The following is a 17,184-nucleotide window of genomic DNA, read 5'->3' on the forward strand; positions in this document are numbered from 1 at the left end:
ACAGCGTTACAGTTTCTTGGCTTTTTCCACTGCTTCTTCAATGGTGCCAACCATGTAGAACGCCTGCTCCGGCAGGTGGTCATAGTCGCCATTCATGATGCCTTTGAAACCACGGATGGTATCTTTCAGCGACACGAATTTACCCGGAGAACCGGTGAAGACTTCTGCCACGAAGAACGGTTGAGACAGGAAGCGCTGGATTTTACGCGCACGGGATACAACCAGTTTGTCATCTTCTGACAACTCGTCCATACCCAGAATCGCGATGATATCTTTCAGCTCCTGGTAACGTTGCAGAATAGACTGCACGCCACGCGCTACATCGTAGTGTTCCTGACCAACAACCAATGGATCAAGCTGACGGCTGGTGGAATCAAGCGGGTCAACCGCCGGGTAGATACCCAGAGAGGCGATTTGACGGCTCAATACCACTGTTGCATCCAAGTGAGCAAAGGTGGTTGCTGGTGATGGGTCAGTCAAGTCATCCGCAGGTACGTAAACGGCCTGTACGGAGGTGATTGAACCCGTCTTGGTGGAAGTAATACGTTCCTGCAACACGCCCATCTCTTCTGCCAGCGTTGGCTGGTAGCCTACCGCAGATGGCATACGACCCAGCAGTGCAGATACTTCTGTACCGGCCAAGGTATAACGGTAAATGTTATCGATGAACAGCAGTACGTCACGACCTTCATCACGGAATTTCTCCGCCATGGTCAGGCCGGTCAATGCTACGCGCAGACGGTTACCCGGTGGCTCATTCATCTGGCCATAAACCAGTGATACTTTGTCCAGAACGTTGGAGTCAGTCATTTCGTGGTAGAAGTCGTTACCCTCACGAGTACGTTCACCCACGCCGGCAAAGACAGAATAACCTGAGTGCTCGATCGCGATGTTACGGATCAGCTCCATCATGTTTACTGTTTTACCTACACCCGCACCACCGAACAGACCGACTTTACCGCCCTTAGCGAACGGACAAATCAGATCCATTACCTTGATACCGGTTTCCAACAGATCCTGCGAGCTGGCAAGCTCTTCGTAAGAAGGCGCTTCGCGGTGGATTGCCCAACGCTCTTCTTCACCGATGGCACCTTTCATGTCGATTGGGTCACCCAATACGTTCATGATACGGCCCAGAGTAGCTTTACCTACTGGCACTTCAATTGGGTGTTCCAGGTTGATTACTTTCAACCCACGGCTCAGACCATCGGAAGAGCCCATTGCGATACAACGAACAACACCGCCGCCCAGCTGTTGCTGAACTTCTAGCACTAGCTTGGAAGCCGTGCCTTCGACCTCAAGGGCGTTGTACACTTTTGGTACAGCGTCTTGGGGGAATTCGACGTCCACTACGGCGCCGATTACCTGGATAATCTTTCCAGTAGCCATCTTGAATCCTCTACGTAATACATTTACCCGTCATACTTCACATTGCTGACGCGTTGGCTGTCTTCTTTCACTCCCGCTGCTTACTTCAAGTAAACACCCGGAGGCTCGCTCAGTTGCCGCCTTCCCGCAATATGAACTATTTGGGGTAATAGCCTGGTTAAACCGCGGAGGCTCCCCCGACGATCTCGGTGAGTTCCTGAGTGATGCTGGCCTGACGAGCCTTGTTGTAAACCAACTGCAGCTCTTTGATCAGGCTACCGCCGTTATCGGTGGCGGCTTTCATCGCTACCATTCGCGCGGCCTGTTCGCTGGCCAGGTTTTCAACGACGCCCTGATAAACCTGTGATTCCACATAGCGACGCAGGAGGGTATCCAGCAACGCTTTAGGATCGGGTTCATACAGGTAATCCCAGGATTTCTTCTTCAGCTCGCCGTCTTCCGCAGGCGGAAGAGGTAACAGCTGCATGATCCGTGGTTCCTGAGACATTGTGTTGATAAACTTGTTATTTACTACATACAGTTTGTCCAGGCGGCCTTCATCGTAGGCTTGTAGCATCACTTTCACCGGCCCGATCAGTTCTGACAGAGAAGGGTTATCCCCCATGCCAGTAACCTGAGCAACAATATTGCCGCCCACGGAACCGAAGAAAGATGCCGCTTTGGAACCAATCAGGGCAAGATCGCACTCAACGCCTTTCTCGGACCAAGCTTTCATCTCAGCCAACAGTTTTTTGAACAGGTTAATGTTCAAACCACCACATAGACCACGGTCTGTAGAAACCACCAGATACCCGACGCGTTTCACTTCACGTTCGTCCAGGTAGGGGTGTTTGTATTCCAGATTACCTAACGCGAGGTGACCAATCACACTGCGCATCGTTTCTGCATAAGGACGGCTGGCCGCCATGCGTTCCTGCGATTTACGCATTTTGGAGGCGGCGACCATCTCCATGGCTTTGGTGATCTTTTGCGTGTTTTGCACGCTGGCGATCTTGGAACGTATCTCTTTTGCGCCGGCCATTTCTGCTTCTCCTCATTGCCAGACGGCCTGCTTTCCTAACGAAAAGCAGGACCGAATAGCGTTACCAGGACTGGGTTGCCTTGAATGTGTCGAGGATGCCTTTCAGCTTGGCCTCGATCTCATCGTTATACGCGCCAGTTTGGTTGATTTGTTGCAGAAGCTCAGCGTGCTCACGGTCAGCAAAAGCTAACAGCGCAGCTTCAAAGCTACCCACCTTCGCCAGCTCGATATCACCCAGATAACCACGTTCAGCTGCGAACAGAACCAGAGACTGCTGTGCGACAGACATCGGCGCATACTGTTTCTGTTTCAGAAGCTCGGTCACTTTCTGACCGTGGCTCAGCTGTTTACGTGTTGCATCATCCAGATCGGATGCGAACTGGGAGAACGCGGCAAGTTCACGATACTGTGCCAGAGCGGTACGGATACCACCGGACAGTTTTTTCATGATCTTGGTCTGCGCTGCACCACCCACACGAGATACGGAGATACCTGGGTTTACCGCAGGACGAATACCGGCGTTAAACAGGCTGGATTCCAGGAAGATCTGACCATCGGTAATCGAAATTACGTTGGTCGGAACGAACGCGGAAACGTCACCTGCTTGCGTTTCGATGATCGGCAGAGCGGTCAAAGAACCGGTTTTACCTTTCACTTCACCCTTGGTGAATGCTTCAACGTAGTCCGCGTTGACACGCGCAGCACGTTCCAGCAAACGGGAGTGGAGGTAGAATACGTCGCCAGGATAAGCTTCACGGCCTGGTGGACGACGAAGCAGCAAGGAGATTTGACGATATGCAACGGCCTGTTTGGACAGGTCATCATAAATAATCAGCGCATCTTCACCGCGATCGCGGAAATATTCACCCATGGCACAACCGGAGTAAGGTGCCAGGTATTGCAATGCTGCAGATTCAGACGCGGTAGCAACAACCACAATGGTGTTAGCCAAAGCGCCGTGTTCTTCCAGTTTGCGCACTACGTTTGCAACAGTAGAGGCTTTCTGGCCGATAGCAACATACACACATTTGATGCCGGAATCGCGCTGGTTAATGATCGCATCAATCGCCAGAGCAGTTTTACCGGTTTGACGGTCACCGATGATCAATTCACGCTGACCACGACCAATTGGAATCATGGCATCAACGGATTTATAACCAGTCTGAACGGGTTCATCAACGGATTGACGTTCGATAACGCCAGGTGCAATAGCTTCAACGGCTGAGAAGCCGTCGTTTTCTACCGGACCTTTACCATCAATAGGTTCACCCAGAGTATTGACAACGCGACCCAACAGGCCACGACCGACAGGAACTTCCAGGATACGGCCAGTACATTTAACCTTCATGCCTTCAGCAAGATCGGCGTACGGACCCATAACGACTGCACCAACGGAGTCTCGCTCCAGGTTCAGTGCGATAGCGTAACGGTTGCCTGGCAATGCGATCATCTCGCCTTGCATAACTTCAGCCAAACCGTGCACGCGGATGATCCCGTCGCTGACGGAAACAATAGTACCTTCATTGTGAGCTTCGCTCACCACATTGAACTGAGCAATGCGCTGCTTGATCAGTTCGCTGATTTCGGTGGAATTCAGTTGCATATGCTCCAGTCCCCTTAAGACTGCAAGACGTCTGCCAGGCGTTCAAGACGACCGCGAACGCTGCCATCTATCACCATATCGCCTGCGCGTATTACGACGCCGGCCATTACAGACTTATCAATTTTGCAATTCAGCTTAACTTTGCGTGACAGACGTTTTTCCATCGCAGCGGCAATCTTAGCCTGCTGTTCGTCACTCAGTGCACTCGCAGAGGACACTTCAACGTCGACGGTAGACTCTAACGAGGCACGCAGTTGAATAAACTGCTGCAGCACCTCAGGAAGAACCAGTAAACGGCCATTCTCCGCCATAACTCGGATAAAGTTCTGTGCGGGCACATCGAGTTGATCACCACAAACGGCAATAAACGTTTTCGACATTGATTCAGGTGCAACTGCACCTGAAAGCAATTCGGCAATCTGTTCATTGCGCGTTACCTGAGCGGTAAACGCCAGCATTTCCTGCCAATGTTCAACCGCCTGGTGCTCAACAGCAAAGTCAAAAGCTGCTTTGGCGTAGGGGCGAGCTACAGTTACAAATTCAGACATCAGCCCCTCCCTCCTTACAGTTCAGCGACCAGTTTATCAACGATGTCGCTGTTAGCAGCTTCATCCACGGAACGTTCGATGATCTTCTCGGCGCCAGCTATTGCCAACATCGCGACTTGCTTACGCAACTCTTCACGAGCGCGCTTACGTTCGGCGTCGATCTCTGCCTGCGCTTGCGCCACGATTTTGTTACGTTCCTGTTCAGCTTCAGTTTTAGCTTCATCAAGGATCTGAGCTTTGCGTTTAGACGCCTGCTCGATGATCACCTGAGCTTCTGCTTTCGCTTTCTTCAGTTGGTCGGTCGCATTGGCTTGCGCTAAGTCCAAATCTTTTTTGGCACGCTCTGCAGAAGAGAGACCGTCAGCAATTTCTTTTTGACGCTTCTCGATGGCAGCCATAATTGGCGGCCATACGTACTTCATACAAAAGATGACAAACAGGACAAACGCGATGGCCTGGCCGAGGATTGTTGCGTTAAGATTCACAGCACAATGCCTCTTTCAAAGTTAATAGTTTGGTGTAGTTTCACAGTAGAGAAAATCTCTACTTACGCGACAGCAAACATCACGTACAGACCCAGACCAACAGCGATCATTGGGATGGCGTCAACCAGACCCATGACGATAAAGAACTGTGTACGCAGCAGAGGAATCAGGTCAGGCTGACGTGCAGCGCCTTCCAAAAATTTACCACCCAGGATGCCGATACCGATCGCAGCACCGATTGCCGCTAAACCCATCATCACAGCGGCAGCCATGTACAGCAGATCCATATTCAGGTTTTCCATGACAGTCTCCAGTTATTTCAGTTAAAACGCAGTAGTGTTATAAGAAAATCAGTGCTCTTCGGATGCCATCGAGAGATAGACAATCGTCAGAACCATGAAGATAAAGGCTTGCAACGTAATAATCAGTATATGGAAAATGGCCCAAGGCACACTTAACAACCACTGAGACCACCACGGCAGCAGGCCAGCAATCAGGATGAAGATCAACTCACCCGCATACATGTTGCCGAACAGTCGCAGACCGAGTGAAACCGGTTTGGACAGCAGGCTGACACCTTCCAGGATCAAGTTGACTGGAATGAATACCGGGTGATTGAACGGCTGCATCGTTAATTCTTTTACGAAGCCGCCTACACCTTTCATTTTGATGCTGTAGAACAGGATAAGGATGAAAACACCCAAAGCCATAGACAAGGTAATGCTTACATCGGCAGTAGGTACCACACGCAGAGCCGGTAATCCAAAGACGTGTTCACCGATGAATGGCAGTAAATCGATTGGTAGCAAGTCCATCATATTCATCAGGAAGACCCAGACAAACACGGTCAACGCCAGAGGAGCGATCACTTTGCTCTTGCCGTGATACATGTCCTTCACGCTGCTATCGACAAAACCGATAATCAATTCAACGGCGGTCTGCAGTTTACCCGGGACGCCACTGGTGGCACCTGCAGCAACTTTGCGGAACAAAAGCAGAAAAGCTAACCCCAGCACGACAGAGAAGAACAATGAGTCAATGTTCAACGTCCAGAACGATGCAGGGCCAGTAGAGTGGGGATTGACCAACTCGAAGGTACGCAGGTCCAACTGAAGGTTATTCAGATGGTGGCCTATGTAGTCCCTTGGAGTAGAGATTTCTCCTGATGCAGACATGATGCCTCTTACCCTTTTTTAGTTAAATACGATAACTGTTTTAAGTACGGTAACCGCTAATTACGGCCGGTGCCAATATCTGCACAATCAGCACCGATAAATAGGTTAAACCGAGTGGGACAAACGCCGCTTTAAACAGCCCCAAAGCCACAATCAGTAAAATTATCGTAATGATAACTTTTAACCCTTCGCCAATGGCAAACGTCCAAGCAACACGACCCGGAGCCGCTGTTTTTGCCTGATGGCGGCAAGCAAACAGCATGAACATGGCATTTGGCAACCAGGCCGCCAAACCCCCTGCGAATGCAGAAGCACTCCATTCCAAGCCTTTCAAACCGAAAGCAGCGCTGAGAACAACAAAAGTCATTAACTGCAAAAACAGCAACTTTCGCGCAATTTTCCCGTTGTAAAGGGATACAGGCATGACGTTTGTTCTCTCCCTACCCCTCGATGGGTATACTGAGTGACGTATAAAACTGCCTTTGCCCCAGAGAGTCAAGCAGCAAAAAACGAGCAAATTATACGGTGCACACCAACGAATTCAATCGATAAGTAGCGAAAAGGTGAACAATTATTTAAATTTTCTTCTTTCGGACTCTTTTCACAAGAAATCCCTCGGAATAAATCTCACATTATTTTGTCTGACTATTCCACTGGCTCTCAATAAAGCGTGCTGTTGCTCACAGAACTTAATATTATCTATTTATATCGAGAACGCTTTTCTTTGTCTTTAACCAAAAGAGCCATTAAATACATATATAAATCAAAGAATTGAATTTAAACACACCGTAAACATCTTATCTACCGAACCAAAACCTTCTGTTGACATTTTCGATAATAATATTGCAACAAGTTAAACACATAAAAACGAAGAATAATGAATCAAAGTAGTTTCATTCGTGATTATATCCCTGCGTCCAACCTGATATGTCAATTCCCGGATACATTCTTGTAATAATCAGGTGAATATTTACACATCCACCGAATTAATTAACTCAGACAATTAACCCGGGTGAAATACCTAATTCCGAAAAACTTTATTGCTTTTTTTGATAAATAACAAACTTAGTTTGGTTTAAGGATAACCAAATGCCGTTCGCCATCTAACTCAGGAACCTGTAGTCGAATCACAGACTCCAATTCAATACCTTGTGGCAAAGTCGATAATTCATCATCAGGGCGTACGCCTTTCAGCGCGTAAAAACGCCCTTCAGGCCTGGCTGGCAGGTGATGGCACCAAGACAGCATATCGTCCAAAGAAGCAAACGCACGGCTTATCACGCCATCAAACCCAGGTTGGCCGCTAAAGTCTTCCACACGGCTCTGCACAGGCTCGATATTAGTCAACCCCAACTCATGTTGTACCTGACGCAAAAAGCGCACACGCTTTCCGAGGCTGTCTAGCAGAGTGAAATGTGAATCAGGGCGCACGATAGCCAGAGGAATGCCAGGTAAGCCCGGCCCGGTTCCAACATCGATAAACCGCTGACCTTGCAAATGAGGGTTAACCACAATGCTATCCAGGATATGGCGAACCAGCATTTGTTCAGGGTCGCGGACAGAAGTCAGGTTATAAGCCTTGTTCCACTTGTGCAATAGCTCAACATAGCCAATAAGCTGCTGTTTTTGTTGATCGGGTAACGAAATTCCCGCGCTTTTAAGCAAGGATTCTAATTTTTTTTGCACCACAATTTCCTCTGGCCATAAGCGGCGTAGCCAGCGTTAATAAGTCATCGAAAAAGAGATTTGCCTGCGTTAGCAGGCGGTCGCTGGTGCGCTAAGTCTAGCGCACCGCAGAATACATTCAGGCACTACGACGAAGTAAGCCCTGTTTTTTCAACCAGACCAGCAAGATAGAGATTGCAGCTGGCGTAACGCCAGAAATACGCGATGCCTGGCCGATCGAGTTTGGTTTATGATCGTTCAGTTTTGCCGTGACTTCATTCGACAAACCTGAAACCTGACTGTAATCCAGATCCGCAGGCAGCAACGTGTTCTCATTGCGCAGCTGGCGTTCGATTTCTTCCTGCTGACGGGCAATATAACCCTCGTATTTTACTTGAATTTCAACCTGATCCGCAGACTGAGGATCGCTCAATGCTGGGCCGAATTTGTCCAGTGAAGTCAGCATGCGGTAATCGATTTCAGGGCGTCGTAACAACTCTTCGCCGTTGGCTTCTTTGGACAAAGGCGCTTTGAGCAACGCGTTGATTTGCTCGATGTTCTCTGAGTTCGGATGCACCATGATATCGCGCAGACGCTGGCGTTCTCTCTCGATTTGCTCGATTTTCTGGCTGTAATGAGCCCAGCGAGCGTCATCGACTAAACCAAGCTTACGTCCAGTTTCAGTCAGACGCAGATCGGCATTGTCTTCACGTAACATCAAGCGGTATTCAGCCCGAGAGGTAAACATGCGATAGGGTTCTTTGGTGCCCAAAGTGCTCAAATCGTCTACCAGCACACCGAGGTAGGCTTCATCACGGCGCGGTGACCAGCCTTCGTCTTCGTTGGCAAAGCGACCTGCGTTGAGGCCAGCAAGCAAGCCTTGAGCCGCCGCTTCTTCGTAACCGGTGGTGCCGTTGATTTGCCCTGCAAAGAACAGCCCCTGAATATATTTACTTTCCAGAGTCGGCTTCAAATCACGTGGATCGAAGAAATCATACTCAATAGCGTAACCAGGACGAATGATTCTTGCGTTTTCCATACCTTTCATCGAACGAACGATTTGCATCTGCACATCAAATGGCAAACTGGTGGAAATCCCATTTGGGTAAATTTCGTTACTGGTTAAGCCTTCTGGCTCAAGGAAAATCTGGTGCGCATTACGATCGGCGAAGCGCATGACTTTGTCTTCGATCGAGGGGCAATAGCGTGGGCCGATCCCTTCAATGATCCCAGCATACATTGGGCTACGATCGAGGTTATTACGGATAACCTCATGGGTTTTTTCATTGGTGTAGGTGATATGGCAAGCCATTTGCTCAGGATGCTGTGAGGCATTCCCGAGGAATGAAAATACCGGCACCGGATCGTCACCTAGCTGCGGTGTCAATTGGCTGAAATCGATAGTTCTGGCGTCAATTCGCGGTGGTGTACCGGTTTTCAGGCGATTCACTCTCAACGGCAGTTCACGCAAACGCTGTGATAGCGAGATCGATGGAGGATCGCCTGCACGGCCACCGCTGTAGTTTTCCAGCCCGATGTGAATCTTACCATCCAGGAAGGTCCCTACGGTCAGCACAACGGCTTTGGCGCGGAATTTAAGCCCCATCTGGGTGACAGCACCGACAACCCGATCGTTTTCCACAATTAGATCTTCGACAGGTTGCTGGAAGATCATCAAATTTGGCTGATTTTCCAATGCGGTACGCACCGCCTGACGGTAAAGTACCCGATCGGCCTGCGCACGAGTTGCCCTGACTGCGGGGCCTTTGCTCGCGTTTAGTATCCTAAACTGAATGCCCGCCTGGTCTGTTGCCATCGCCATCAACCCGCCGAGGGCATCGATTTCTTTTACCAGATGCCCCTTTCCAATACCGCCGATCGCTGGGTTGCAAGACATTTGCCCCAGTGTGTCGATATTGTGCGTCAGCAAGAGGGTCTGACGTCCCATGCGTGCCGCTGCCATTGCAGCCTCTGTGCCTGCATGACCACCACCGATGATGATGACGTCAAATTGATCTGGATAAAACATGGTACTGCACCTCGCCGTTATGCGAATGATCGTTGGTTTGCCCTGGGGTGGGGGATTCTACTCAAGTTTAGACGATCGACCAAGTGCCTTGGGATCGCCCTTAATTAAAAGAAGATCTTTTTATTTAAAGATCTCTTTATTAGATCTTCTATTAGGATCGCGATCATCTGTGGATAAGTGATTATTCACAAATAAGATCATGGGATTAAGGAGGATCGTTTGCTGTGCATGATCGGTGATCCTATTGCGTATAAGCTGGGATCTAAATGCCATGTTATGCACAGGTCACAATACGTACGAAGGTTGTTATAGGGATAACTACCGGTTTTACCCTGCTTATAAGCATAGTTATCCACAATCGTTCGCGTGATCTTTGAGCGAATTAGAGTAAATTAATCCACTTTTTAACCCATTCCTCAGCTGGATCCTCAGGAATCTCATGTTGAGTGACGTCGATCTCGAGTATTTCACCGATCCGTTTAGCCCCTTTTGCGATCAACTGTTGATCAAGAGAGCGGATCGCACCGCAAAAAGTGTCGTACTCGGAACTGCCAAGACCAACGGCTCCAAAGCGAACCTGAGATAAGTCGGGTTGTTGTTGCTCGATTTGTTCAAGCAAAGGCTGAAGATTGTCTGGTAGATCACCCGCTCCATGAGTCGAGGTCACCACCAGCCACAGGCCTTGCGGCGTTAATTCATCTAATTCCGGGCCATGCAAAGTTTCAGTGGAGAAACCCGCTTCTTCCAGCTTCTCAGCCAAATGCTCAGCGACATACTCTGCGCTGCCAAGAGTGCTGCCACTGATCAACGTAATATCAGCCATAAACAACCCAACCAAAGTAAAGAGGCGGTATTGTACTCTGTGAATCAGCTGGGATCTACCTGTGGACAATATGGGTATAGTTATTTCTTCATTATGGCACGATGGTACGCATAATGGGGTTCTGTAGTGAAATTAACGTCTCGGTAGACTGGATCTCATCAATAGTCTGGATCTTGTTGATAAGTACCTGTTGCAGCGCATCAATGGATCGACACATGACTTTAATAAACACGCTGTAGTGCCCAGTGGTGTAATAGGCTTCTACGACCTCTTCCAGGCTCTCCAGTTTTTTCAGCGCTGAGGGGTAGTCTTTGGCACTTTTTAAAATAATGCCGATAAAACAACACACATCATATCCCAACCGTTTTGGGTCAACGTGAACGCAAGCCGCGGTAATGATGCCCGCCTGCTTCATTTTCTCGACCCGAACATGAATAGTGCCTGGGCTAACGGCAAAGTTTTTGGCTAATTCGGCATAAGGTGTCCGTGCATTTTCCATTAATGCGTTCAGGATGCCGCGATCGAGATTATCGATCTGATATATTTCGCTCATATTTACCCCCTATTTTTATCGATAATGCGTATTTAACCGATAAAAAATGAATGATTAAAAGTGAAAAGGCAATATTAGTTATTGGATATTGAATTATAGGTCTGTTCTGTTGCTTAATCGATGTCAAGCCAAACGGCATCCTGATAATCAAGCATTGAGAAAACAGCCATGAAAAAACAATTTATCCAGAAACAGCAACAAATCAGCTTCGTAAAATCCTTCTTTTCTCGTCAGTTGGAACAACAACTGGGTCTGATTGAAGTACAGGCTCCTATTCTTAGCCGCGTGGGTGATGGTACTCAGGATAACTTGTCTGGTTCTGAGAAAGCGGTTCAGGTAAAAGTGAAAAGCCTGCCTGATGCGACTTTTGAAGTGGTTCACTCTTTGGCTAAATGGAAACGTAAAACCTTAGGTCGTTTCGATTTCGGTGCCGATCAGGGTCTGTACACTCACATGAAAGCTTTGCGTCCTGATGAAGATCGTCTTAGCGCTATTCACTCCGTTTATGTGGATCAGTGGGATTGGGAACGCGTGATGGGTGACGGCGAGCGCAACCTGGCTTACCTGAAATCCACGGTTAACAAGATTTACACTGCTATTAAAGAAACAGAAGCCGCAGTGAGCGAAGAGTTTGGTATCAAGCCTTTCTTGCCTGAGCAGATTCATTTCGTACACAGCGAATCCCTACGCGCTCGCTTCCCGGATCTGGATGCTAAAGGCCGTGAACGTGCGATTGCTAAAGAGTTAGGTGCCGTATTCCTGATTGGTATCGGTGGCAAGTTGGCAGACGGTCAATCTCACGACGTTCGTGCACCGGATTATGATGACTGGACGTCGCCGAGCGCTGAAGGCTTTGCTGGTCTGAACGGTGACATTATTGTCTGGAACCCCATTCTGGAAGATGCGTTTGAGATTTCTTCCATGGGTATCCGTGTGGATGCCGAAACGCTGAAACGCCAGCTGGCGCTGACCGCAGATGAAGATCGCCTGAAACTGGAATGGCATCAGTCACTGCTGCGCGGTGAAATGCCTCAGACTATCGGCGGCGGTATTGGTCAATCCCGTTTAGTGATGTTACTGCTGCAACAGCACCATATCGGTCAGGTTCAGTGCGGCGTCTGGGGCCCGGAAATCTGCGACAAAGTAGAAGGCCTGCTGTAATTAGGCGTAGCTTTAACCGATAGAATTATCAGGCAGCCCGGCGTTATCGCCGGGTTATCTATTTTGTTTCCTGTCAGGGTGTTCTTCGTCCCTATTATAGTTTCCTCTTTTTTATCTTCTAACTGTCTATTGCTACTTCAATCTCTTGCCTTTTTAATCACTTATTCGCCGAGGCAATAAAGAATAGTTCGGCTATGCCGATAGTTTCTGCGATTCTGGAACTTATATCTTATATACAGTCGACCTGACGCTCAGATGCCCTTTCCTGCGCTAAGGCAAATAAGGAAATTGACGAAGATGGCATCCACCTTCCGCTCCCTTGCTCCATATATAGAACAACGTGAACATTTACGCTTATTACTGGCTTCCCATCAATTTGATGAGCTTGATTCTCTGCTGGATGCCTCAGCTCAGCGTTGGCTGGATAGTTCTTCTCAACCCTTTGATTATGATTGGATCATTAGCACTTTTTTCGATCCGGCTGAGGTTGCTACAGACACGCTTTCAAACCTGAATGCCTGGATTAAACACAAGCCCATGTCTTATCACGGGCGTTTGCTGCATGGCTGTTATTGGGAGGCAGCGGCGGCGCGGATTCGTACCTCCAACGGCGGAGAATACGTCTCTAACGATCGCTGGGTTGGCGCTCAACTCGCGCGTGATTTAGGGCTGATCTCCTATCTGCGGGCTATTTCGCTGCATGAGCGCCCGGCTTACGCATTGCGTCGGATGTTACGTTTAACCGCGTATCTGGGCGAGCCGCAGTGGTTATACGATTTGGCTCATGGGCATGAACCAACAAATTACGTGCAACTCCAGGCTGAAACCGAGTCGGAGGTATGGGAAGCGGGTCTACGTCGTCTGTTGGCTGAAGGCGGCGATTTGGCGTCTATTCCACAGGCATTGCCTGGGAGTCTTCCTGCCCGTCGGTCTGAGAATGTTAAAACCTATTGGCTCAACGCGACCTTGGCTATTCGTCCTCAGGACGTCGGCGTTCGCAATGAATATCTTTACTTCCTTTATCCGCGTTGGGGCGGGAGCCATGAGCAAATGGCTGAATTTATCGAAGGGCCGGTTTGTGCCGAACTCAGCGAGCAAAACCTCAATCTTCTTTGGGTCACCAAGGCTTGGGATTTCCTCGGTTATTCCATTTATTTCCCTGATAAAGAGCAAACCGACGATATTGCTTACTGCTGTGATGCGTTTGAGCAACTGTTAGCGTTGGATCTTGAAGAAGATCAGCGTGCGAGACTGTTGTATCAATATGCTAATTTCCTCGCTTATTATGGTAATCAGGACGGTGTCTGGCAGCCGGAAAAAATGCAGCGTTGTTACGATCTGTTAGTGCAAGCCTGGCAAATCAACCCAGCTATAGCCAATCCGCAAACGGGGCTGGATACATTGATGAGCTGCATTAATTTCGCGAATATCAATGATAGCCATAATTTATTACCGCAATGGTTGGAACGGTTACAACTATGGGGAAACGATAAATACGCGGTGATGTTGGCGGGGATCGCCAGTAAATTCGGTCTGTACGGCATAAAGAAAGGCCAGTTTAATCATCAGAGGTTATTGGCTCGAGCAGCACATCTGGACTCTGAAGATGTGGATGTCGGGCAAGCCGCTGCGAACCTGTTTGGTTCGGTATCTGAAGAGGCTGGAATATATCTGCTACAACAGGCCTGCGAGTGGGGCGACACTTCGGCAATGGCGACGTTATCAGACGTCTACGCCGGTGTGTTATCCCGCCAGAATGGCCGTGATATGGAAGCCTATAAAAATAGCGAATTAAGGACGTACTGGATGGAACGAGCCGCAGACGGCGGCGACGCGACCTGTCAGTACAATTTTGCCTATGAAATTATTGAAGATAATGAGCAACTCAGCCCAGAGCAGTATCAGCAGGCTAGAGCATTACTGCTAAATGCCATGAATACGCCGAATGTGCGCCGAGACGTATGGGAACGTTCGGCGCGTCGATTAGCGACATTATTGATGTTTAGCGATATTCAATATGATATGGAACTCTGTCTCGACGTTGTGCTGCCTGCGCTGTGGAGTGATGAAGAAGAGCCAAACCGCGTCTTTGCTGCCGGTTATTATGCGCTGGCATTTCATTTGGGCGCAGGATGTAATCGTAACAGCTATCTGGCGAAAGTCTGGCTGGAACGTGGGTTGGAAATCGATCCCGATGACAGCTATCTAGCTGACCGCGCTACCGAAATATTCCGCTATAAAGAGTTGTTGGGCGGCGTTCGCGCCAAAATGGGGTTCGGCAAAGATAAAAAACTGATGGATCAACGCGGATATAATCTGACATTTAATGAGTAAGCCGCAGGTTCAGGCTATTGCAGGAAAAAATAGTCTGCTCTGTTTCATCATCATTACTTCTCTATAGTGAAAACCAATATCAATATATAGAGAAAATCAGCCCGGTTATTACCACCAGCGTCATTTCCGGGCTGTTTGTTATCTGGTTGGAGGCAGTTTCAGTCTGCTTTCTTATTTATCGCCTATCCTCATCATAGTTAGAGATTTAAAAACCATATAAACAACATGGAAGGTTAAATGCTCGCTATGGCTCTATCACACGCTATTCGCCACTATTTACATGCTCGTCCGCGTTTTTTGCTTTCCGTCGGCGCTGGCGTAGTCAGCTTTTTAGTATTGCCGTCTGATTTGAGCGTTCTGTTCCGTTTGATGGCTAGCTGGAATCTAGGGGCGTGGATATATCTGATTTGCCTGTGGTTGCTGATGTTACGCACTGAGTCGACGCAGGTCAGGCTGGTAGCCAAAGTTCAGGATCAAAGCGCCAGCGCCGTGCTGGCTATTGTCTCTATGGCCTGTTTGGTCAGTATTCTGGTGATTCTGTTTGCTCTGAGCAAAGCCAATACGTTATCCGATGGGATGAAGGCGCTGAATCTGTTGCTAACGGGAACTACGTTATTTGTGTCCTGGTTGCTGTTGCCAACCGCTTTTACCATGCACTATGCCCATCTTTTTTATCTGGAAAGGCCAATACCAGAAAAAACGCTGCCGCTGATTTTCCCCGGGGATATCACCAAACCTACTTATTGGGATTTCCTTTATTTCACCTTTACCATCAGCGTGGCGTCGCAAACGGCCGATGTGTCTATCGGCAGCTCAGATGTTCGCCGTATCGTTTTGCTTCAGTCGGTTTTATCTTTTATTTTTAATATGACGATTCTGGGGCTGTCGATAAACGTCGGTGCCGGATTGCTGAATTAAGAATATACGTCGATTAACGCTGCCAGCGGCGCATCAGGCGACTTTTTAATCCGGTATCAAAGCGCCAGATATGGTCGAATATCCGCATGATTCCTGGCTTGCCATAGGCTGACATCGCAACCGCATGGAAACGATGTTGGTGTGCTTGCTGTTGGATTTTGATGCGTCGGATTAATTCTTCCGGCAATCGCTGCGCCACAAAATCGGAAATAATCACCGCGTCGGCGTCATACCATTCTCTGTCGTCCATTTTGGTCAGCGTTGCGGATAAGCAGGCTGCCAGATCTGTTCCACCGCGAAAACGCTGGCTGAGGAAGCGAATTGCCTGTTCGAGTCCGCTGGACGCGGAGAGCTCGTAGTGAATGATTTCTGTCGCGAATAACATAATGTAGCAACGGCGGTTGTCTTCCAATGCGATGCGTAGCAACGCCAGGCAAAAGGCTTTAGCGCACTGTTCATTGAATCCGCCCATCGATCCGGAAGTATCTACGCAGACAATAAAAGGGCCGCGCGGCTGTTGATCGCTATTTTTCAAACTGACTGGCCGCTGTAACTGCTGTTCTTGCCAGGCATCGCCCTGTAGCCGATAAGTCAGCAAGCGGCGTTCCAACAGGCGACGGTAAAACTCGAATTCCAGCTCGCTCATGCCTAGCATCACCAGTTCGGTCGGCAGTAAACGTAGAATGTCATTACTTTGATGAATACCACTGACTTCCTCAGGCACGGCGTCTGGCATTCGCACCATCACTGAGTAAGGTTCGAAGCGAGCATCTGGCGTCGGTAATGCCTTAGCTGAACGGCTACGCCCCAACTGTTCGGCCAGTTTTTGTAATTCCGGCTGTTGCTGCAAAAAATCACCGTACTGCAGTAATAACTGATAATCCCCGCGCTGTAATTGTCCCTGACTCATATCCCACAGTCTGCCTGCGGCGGTGTCGTTATCTGCCAGTATCGGCTCCAAGGCGCCGGTCAGCGCCAGCCGCTGCTGCAATTCGGCCAGTAGCTGCTCACGTTCCTGTTCTAACAGCTGGTGGTGCAGCGTAACGGTTTGTACCGTTAAACTAATGCGCCAGCGTTGTAAAAACAGCGTTTGCAGGCTATCGCCGTGGGGAGGATTATTGGCCAGATCGGCGGCTTCCAGCATGGATCGCGCCTGAGTCGCGAAAGGAGAATGGATCTTCTCCATATTTTCCGCCACTTCCCAAACCTGCTGATAAAAGGTCACGCTGTCCTGAAGTTGGCAGCGCTGATAGAGCGTAAATTCGTTCGCCAGCGCCGGTGGCACCTTTGCTTCCTGAATTCGTTGCTGCAGTTTGAGTTTCCAGCCGGGAATATCTTTCATCAGGGCGCGTTTCATTCGAGGGAACTTCTCAAAGAAAATAGCCAGCTGTGGCGCGGCCAACAGACCGATCACCAGTTCATCTATCAGTTGGTTTTCACTGATAGACAGCAGCATATCCAACGTTGCCAAGCTGAGCAC

At 49.0% G+C, this 17,184-nt stretch carries 16 protein-coding genes; 3 read left to right on the top strand and 13 right to left on the bottom strand.

Annotated elements, in window-relative coordinates:
* Window positions 1-6: 6 nt before the first annotated feature.
* From atpD to asnC, 12 genes are all read right to left on the bottom strand, one after another.
* Window positions 7-1,389, bottom strand: a complete 1,383-nt coding sequence (atpD, locus tag PL78_RS12580; protein WP_049597432.1) for a F0F1 ATP synthase subunit beta — start codon at window positions 1,387-1,389, stop codon at window positions 7-9.
* A gap of 157 nt (window positions 1,390-1,546) precedes the next feature.
* Window positions 1,547-2,410, bottom strand: a complete 864-nt coding sequence (gene atpG, locus PL78_RS12585; RefSeq protein WP_049597433.1) for a F0F1 ATP synthase subunit gamma — start codon at window positions 2,408-2,410, stop codon at window positions 1,547-1,549.
* A gap of 61 nt (window positions 2,411-2,471) precedes the next feature.
* The gene (atpA, locus tag PL78_RS12590; RefSeq protein ID WP_004393033.1) at window positions 2,472-4,013 is read right to left on the bottom strand and encodes a F0F1 ATP synthase subunit alpha; all 1,542 of its coding nucleotides are present in this window, start codon (window positions 4,011-4,013) and stop codon (window positions 2,472-2,474) included.
* Between the two features lie 14 nt (window positions 4,014-4,027).
* Window positions 4,028-4,561: a F0F1 ATP synthase subunit delta gene (gene atpH / locus PL78_RS12595; RefSeq protein WP_064515986.1), complete on the bottom strand. Its 534-nt coding sequence runs from the start codon at window positions 4,559-4,561 to the stop codon at window positions 4,028-4,030.
* 14 nt (window positions 4,562-4,575) lie between these two features.
* On the bottom strand, window positions 4,576-5,046 hold the full coding sequence (gene atpF / locus PL78_RS12600; protein ID WP_049597435.1) for a F0F1 ATP synthase subunit B: 471 nt from the start codon (window positions 5,044-5,046) through the stop codon (window positions 4,576-4,578).
* A gap of 62 nt (window positions 5,047-5,108) precedes the next feature.
* Entirely contained in the window at window positions 5,109-5,348 is a 240-nt protein-coding gene (atpE, locus tag PL78_RS12605; protein WP_000429386.1) for a F0F1 ATP synthase subunit C, read from the bottom strand.
* Window positions 5,349-5,396: 48 nt separating this feature from the next.
* Window positions 5,397-6,221 (bottom strand): F0F1 ATP synthase subunit A, encoded by an 825-nt coding sequence (gene atpB / locus PL78_RS12610; protein ID WP_049597436.1) that lies wholly within the window; start codon window positions 6,219-6,221, stop codon window positions 5,397-5,399.
* Between the two features lie 40 nt (window positions 6,222-6,261).
* Entirely contained in the window at window positions 6,262-6,645 is a 384-nt protein-coding gene (gene atpI / locus PL78_RS12615) for a F0F1 ATP synthase subunit I (protein WP_064515988.1), read from the bottom strand.
* Window positions 6,646-7,286: 641 nt separating this feature from the next.
* Complete coding sequence (rsmG, locus tag PL78_RS12620) at window positions 7,287-7,907, bottom strand: 16S rRNA (guanine(527)-N(7))-methyltransferase RsmG (protein WP_064515990.1); 621 nt, start codon at window positions 7,905-7,907, stop codon at window positions 7,287-7,289.
* A gap of 118 nt (window positions 7,908-8,025) precedes the next feature.
* On the bottom strand, window positions 8,026-9,915 hold the full coding sequence (gene mnmG, locus PL78_RS12625; protein ID WP_064515992.1) for a tRNA uridine-5-carboxymethylaminomethyl(34) synthesis enzyme MnmG: 1,890 nt from the start codon (window positions 9,913-9,915) through the stop codon (window positions 8,026-8,028).
* Window positions 9,916-10,297: 382 nt separating this feature from the next.
* Complete coding sequence (gene mioC / locus PL78_RS12630) at window positions 10,298-10,738, bottom strand: FMN-binding protein MioC (protein ID WP_064515994.1); 441 nt, start codon at window positions 10,736-10,738, stop codon at window positions 10,298-10,300.
* Window positions 10,739-10,829: 91 nt separating this feature from the next.
* Window positions 10,830-11,291: a transcriptional regulator AsnC gene (gene asnC, locus PL78_RS12635; RefSeq protein WP_064515996.1), complete on the bottom strand. Its 462-nt coding sequence runs from the start codon at window positions 11,289-11,291 to the stop codon at window positions 10,830-10,832.
* A 168-nt stretch (window positions 11,292-11,459) separates the two neighbouring features.
* Here asnC and asnA point away from each other — a divergent pair, with 168 nt between their 5' ends.
* The 3 genes from asnA (at window position 11,460) to PL78_RS12650 (ending at window position 15,704) form a co-directional block, all read left to right on the top strand.
* Window positions 11,460-12,452: an aspartate--ammonia ligase gene (gene asnA / locus PL78_RS12640; RefSeq protein ID WP_064515998.1), complete on the top strand. Its 993-nt coding sequence runs from the start codon at window positions 11,460-11,462 to the stop codon at window positions 12,450-12,452.
* A 297-nt stretch (window positions 12,453-12,749) separates the two neighbouring features.
* Window positions 12,750-14,786: a DUF4034 domain-containing protein gene (locus PL78_RS12645; RefSeq protein WP_064516000.1), complete on the top strand. Its 2,037-nt coding sequence runs from the start codon at window positions 12,750-12,752 to the stop codon at window positions 14,784-14,786.
* Window positions 14,787-15,032: 246 nt separating this feature from the next.
* Window positions 15,033-15,704 (top strand): DUF1345 domain-containing protein, encoded by a 672-nt coding sequence (locus tag PL78_RS12650; RefSeq protein ID WP_064518415.1) that lies wholly within the window; start codon window positions 15,033-15,035, stop codon window positions 15,702-15,704.
* A 13-nt stretch (window positions 15,705-15,717) separates the two neighbouring features.
* Here PL78_RS12650 and viaA read toward each other — a convergent pair whose 3' ends face one another.
* On the bottom strand, window positions 15,718-17,184 hold the full coding sequence (viaA, locus tag PL78_RS12655; protein WP_064516002.1) for an ATPase RavA stimulator ViaA: 1,467 nt from the start codon (window positions 17,182-17,184) through the stop codon (window positions 15,718-15,720).

Origin of the sequence: Yersinia entomophaga (genome assembly GCF_001656035.1) — a bacterium.
Classification (GTDB): domain Bacteria; phylum Pseudomonadota; class Gammaproteobacteria; order Enterobacterales; family Enterobacteriaceae; genus Yersinia; species Yersinia entomophaga.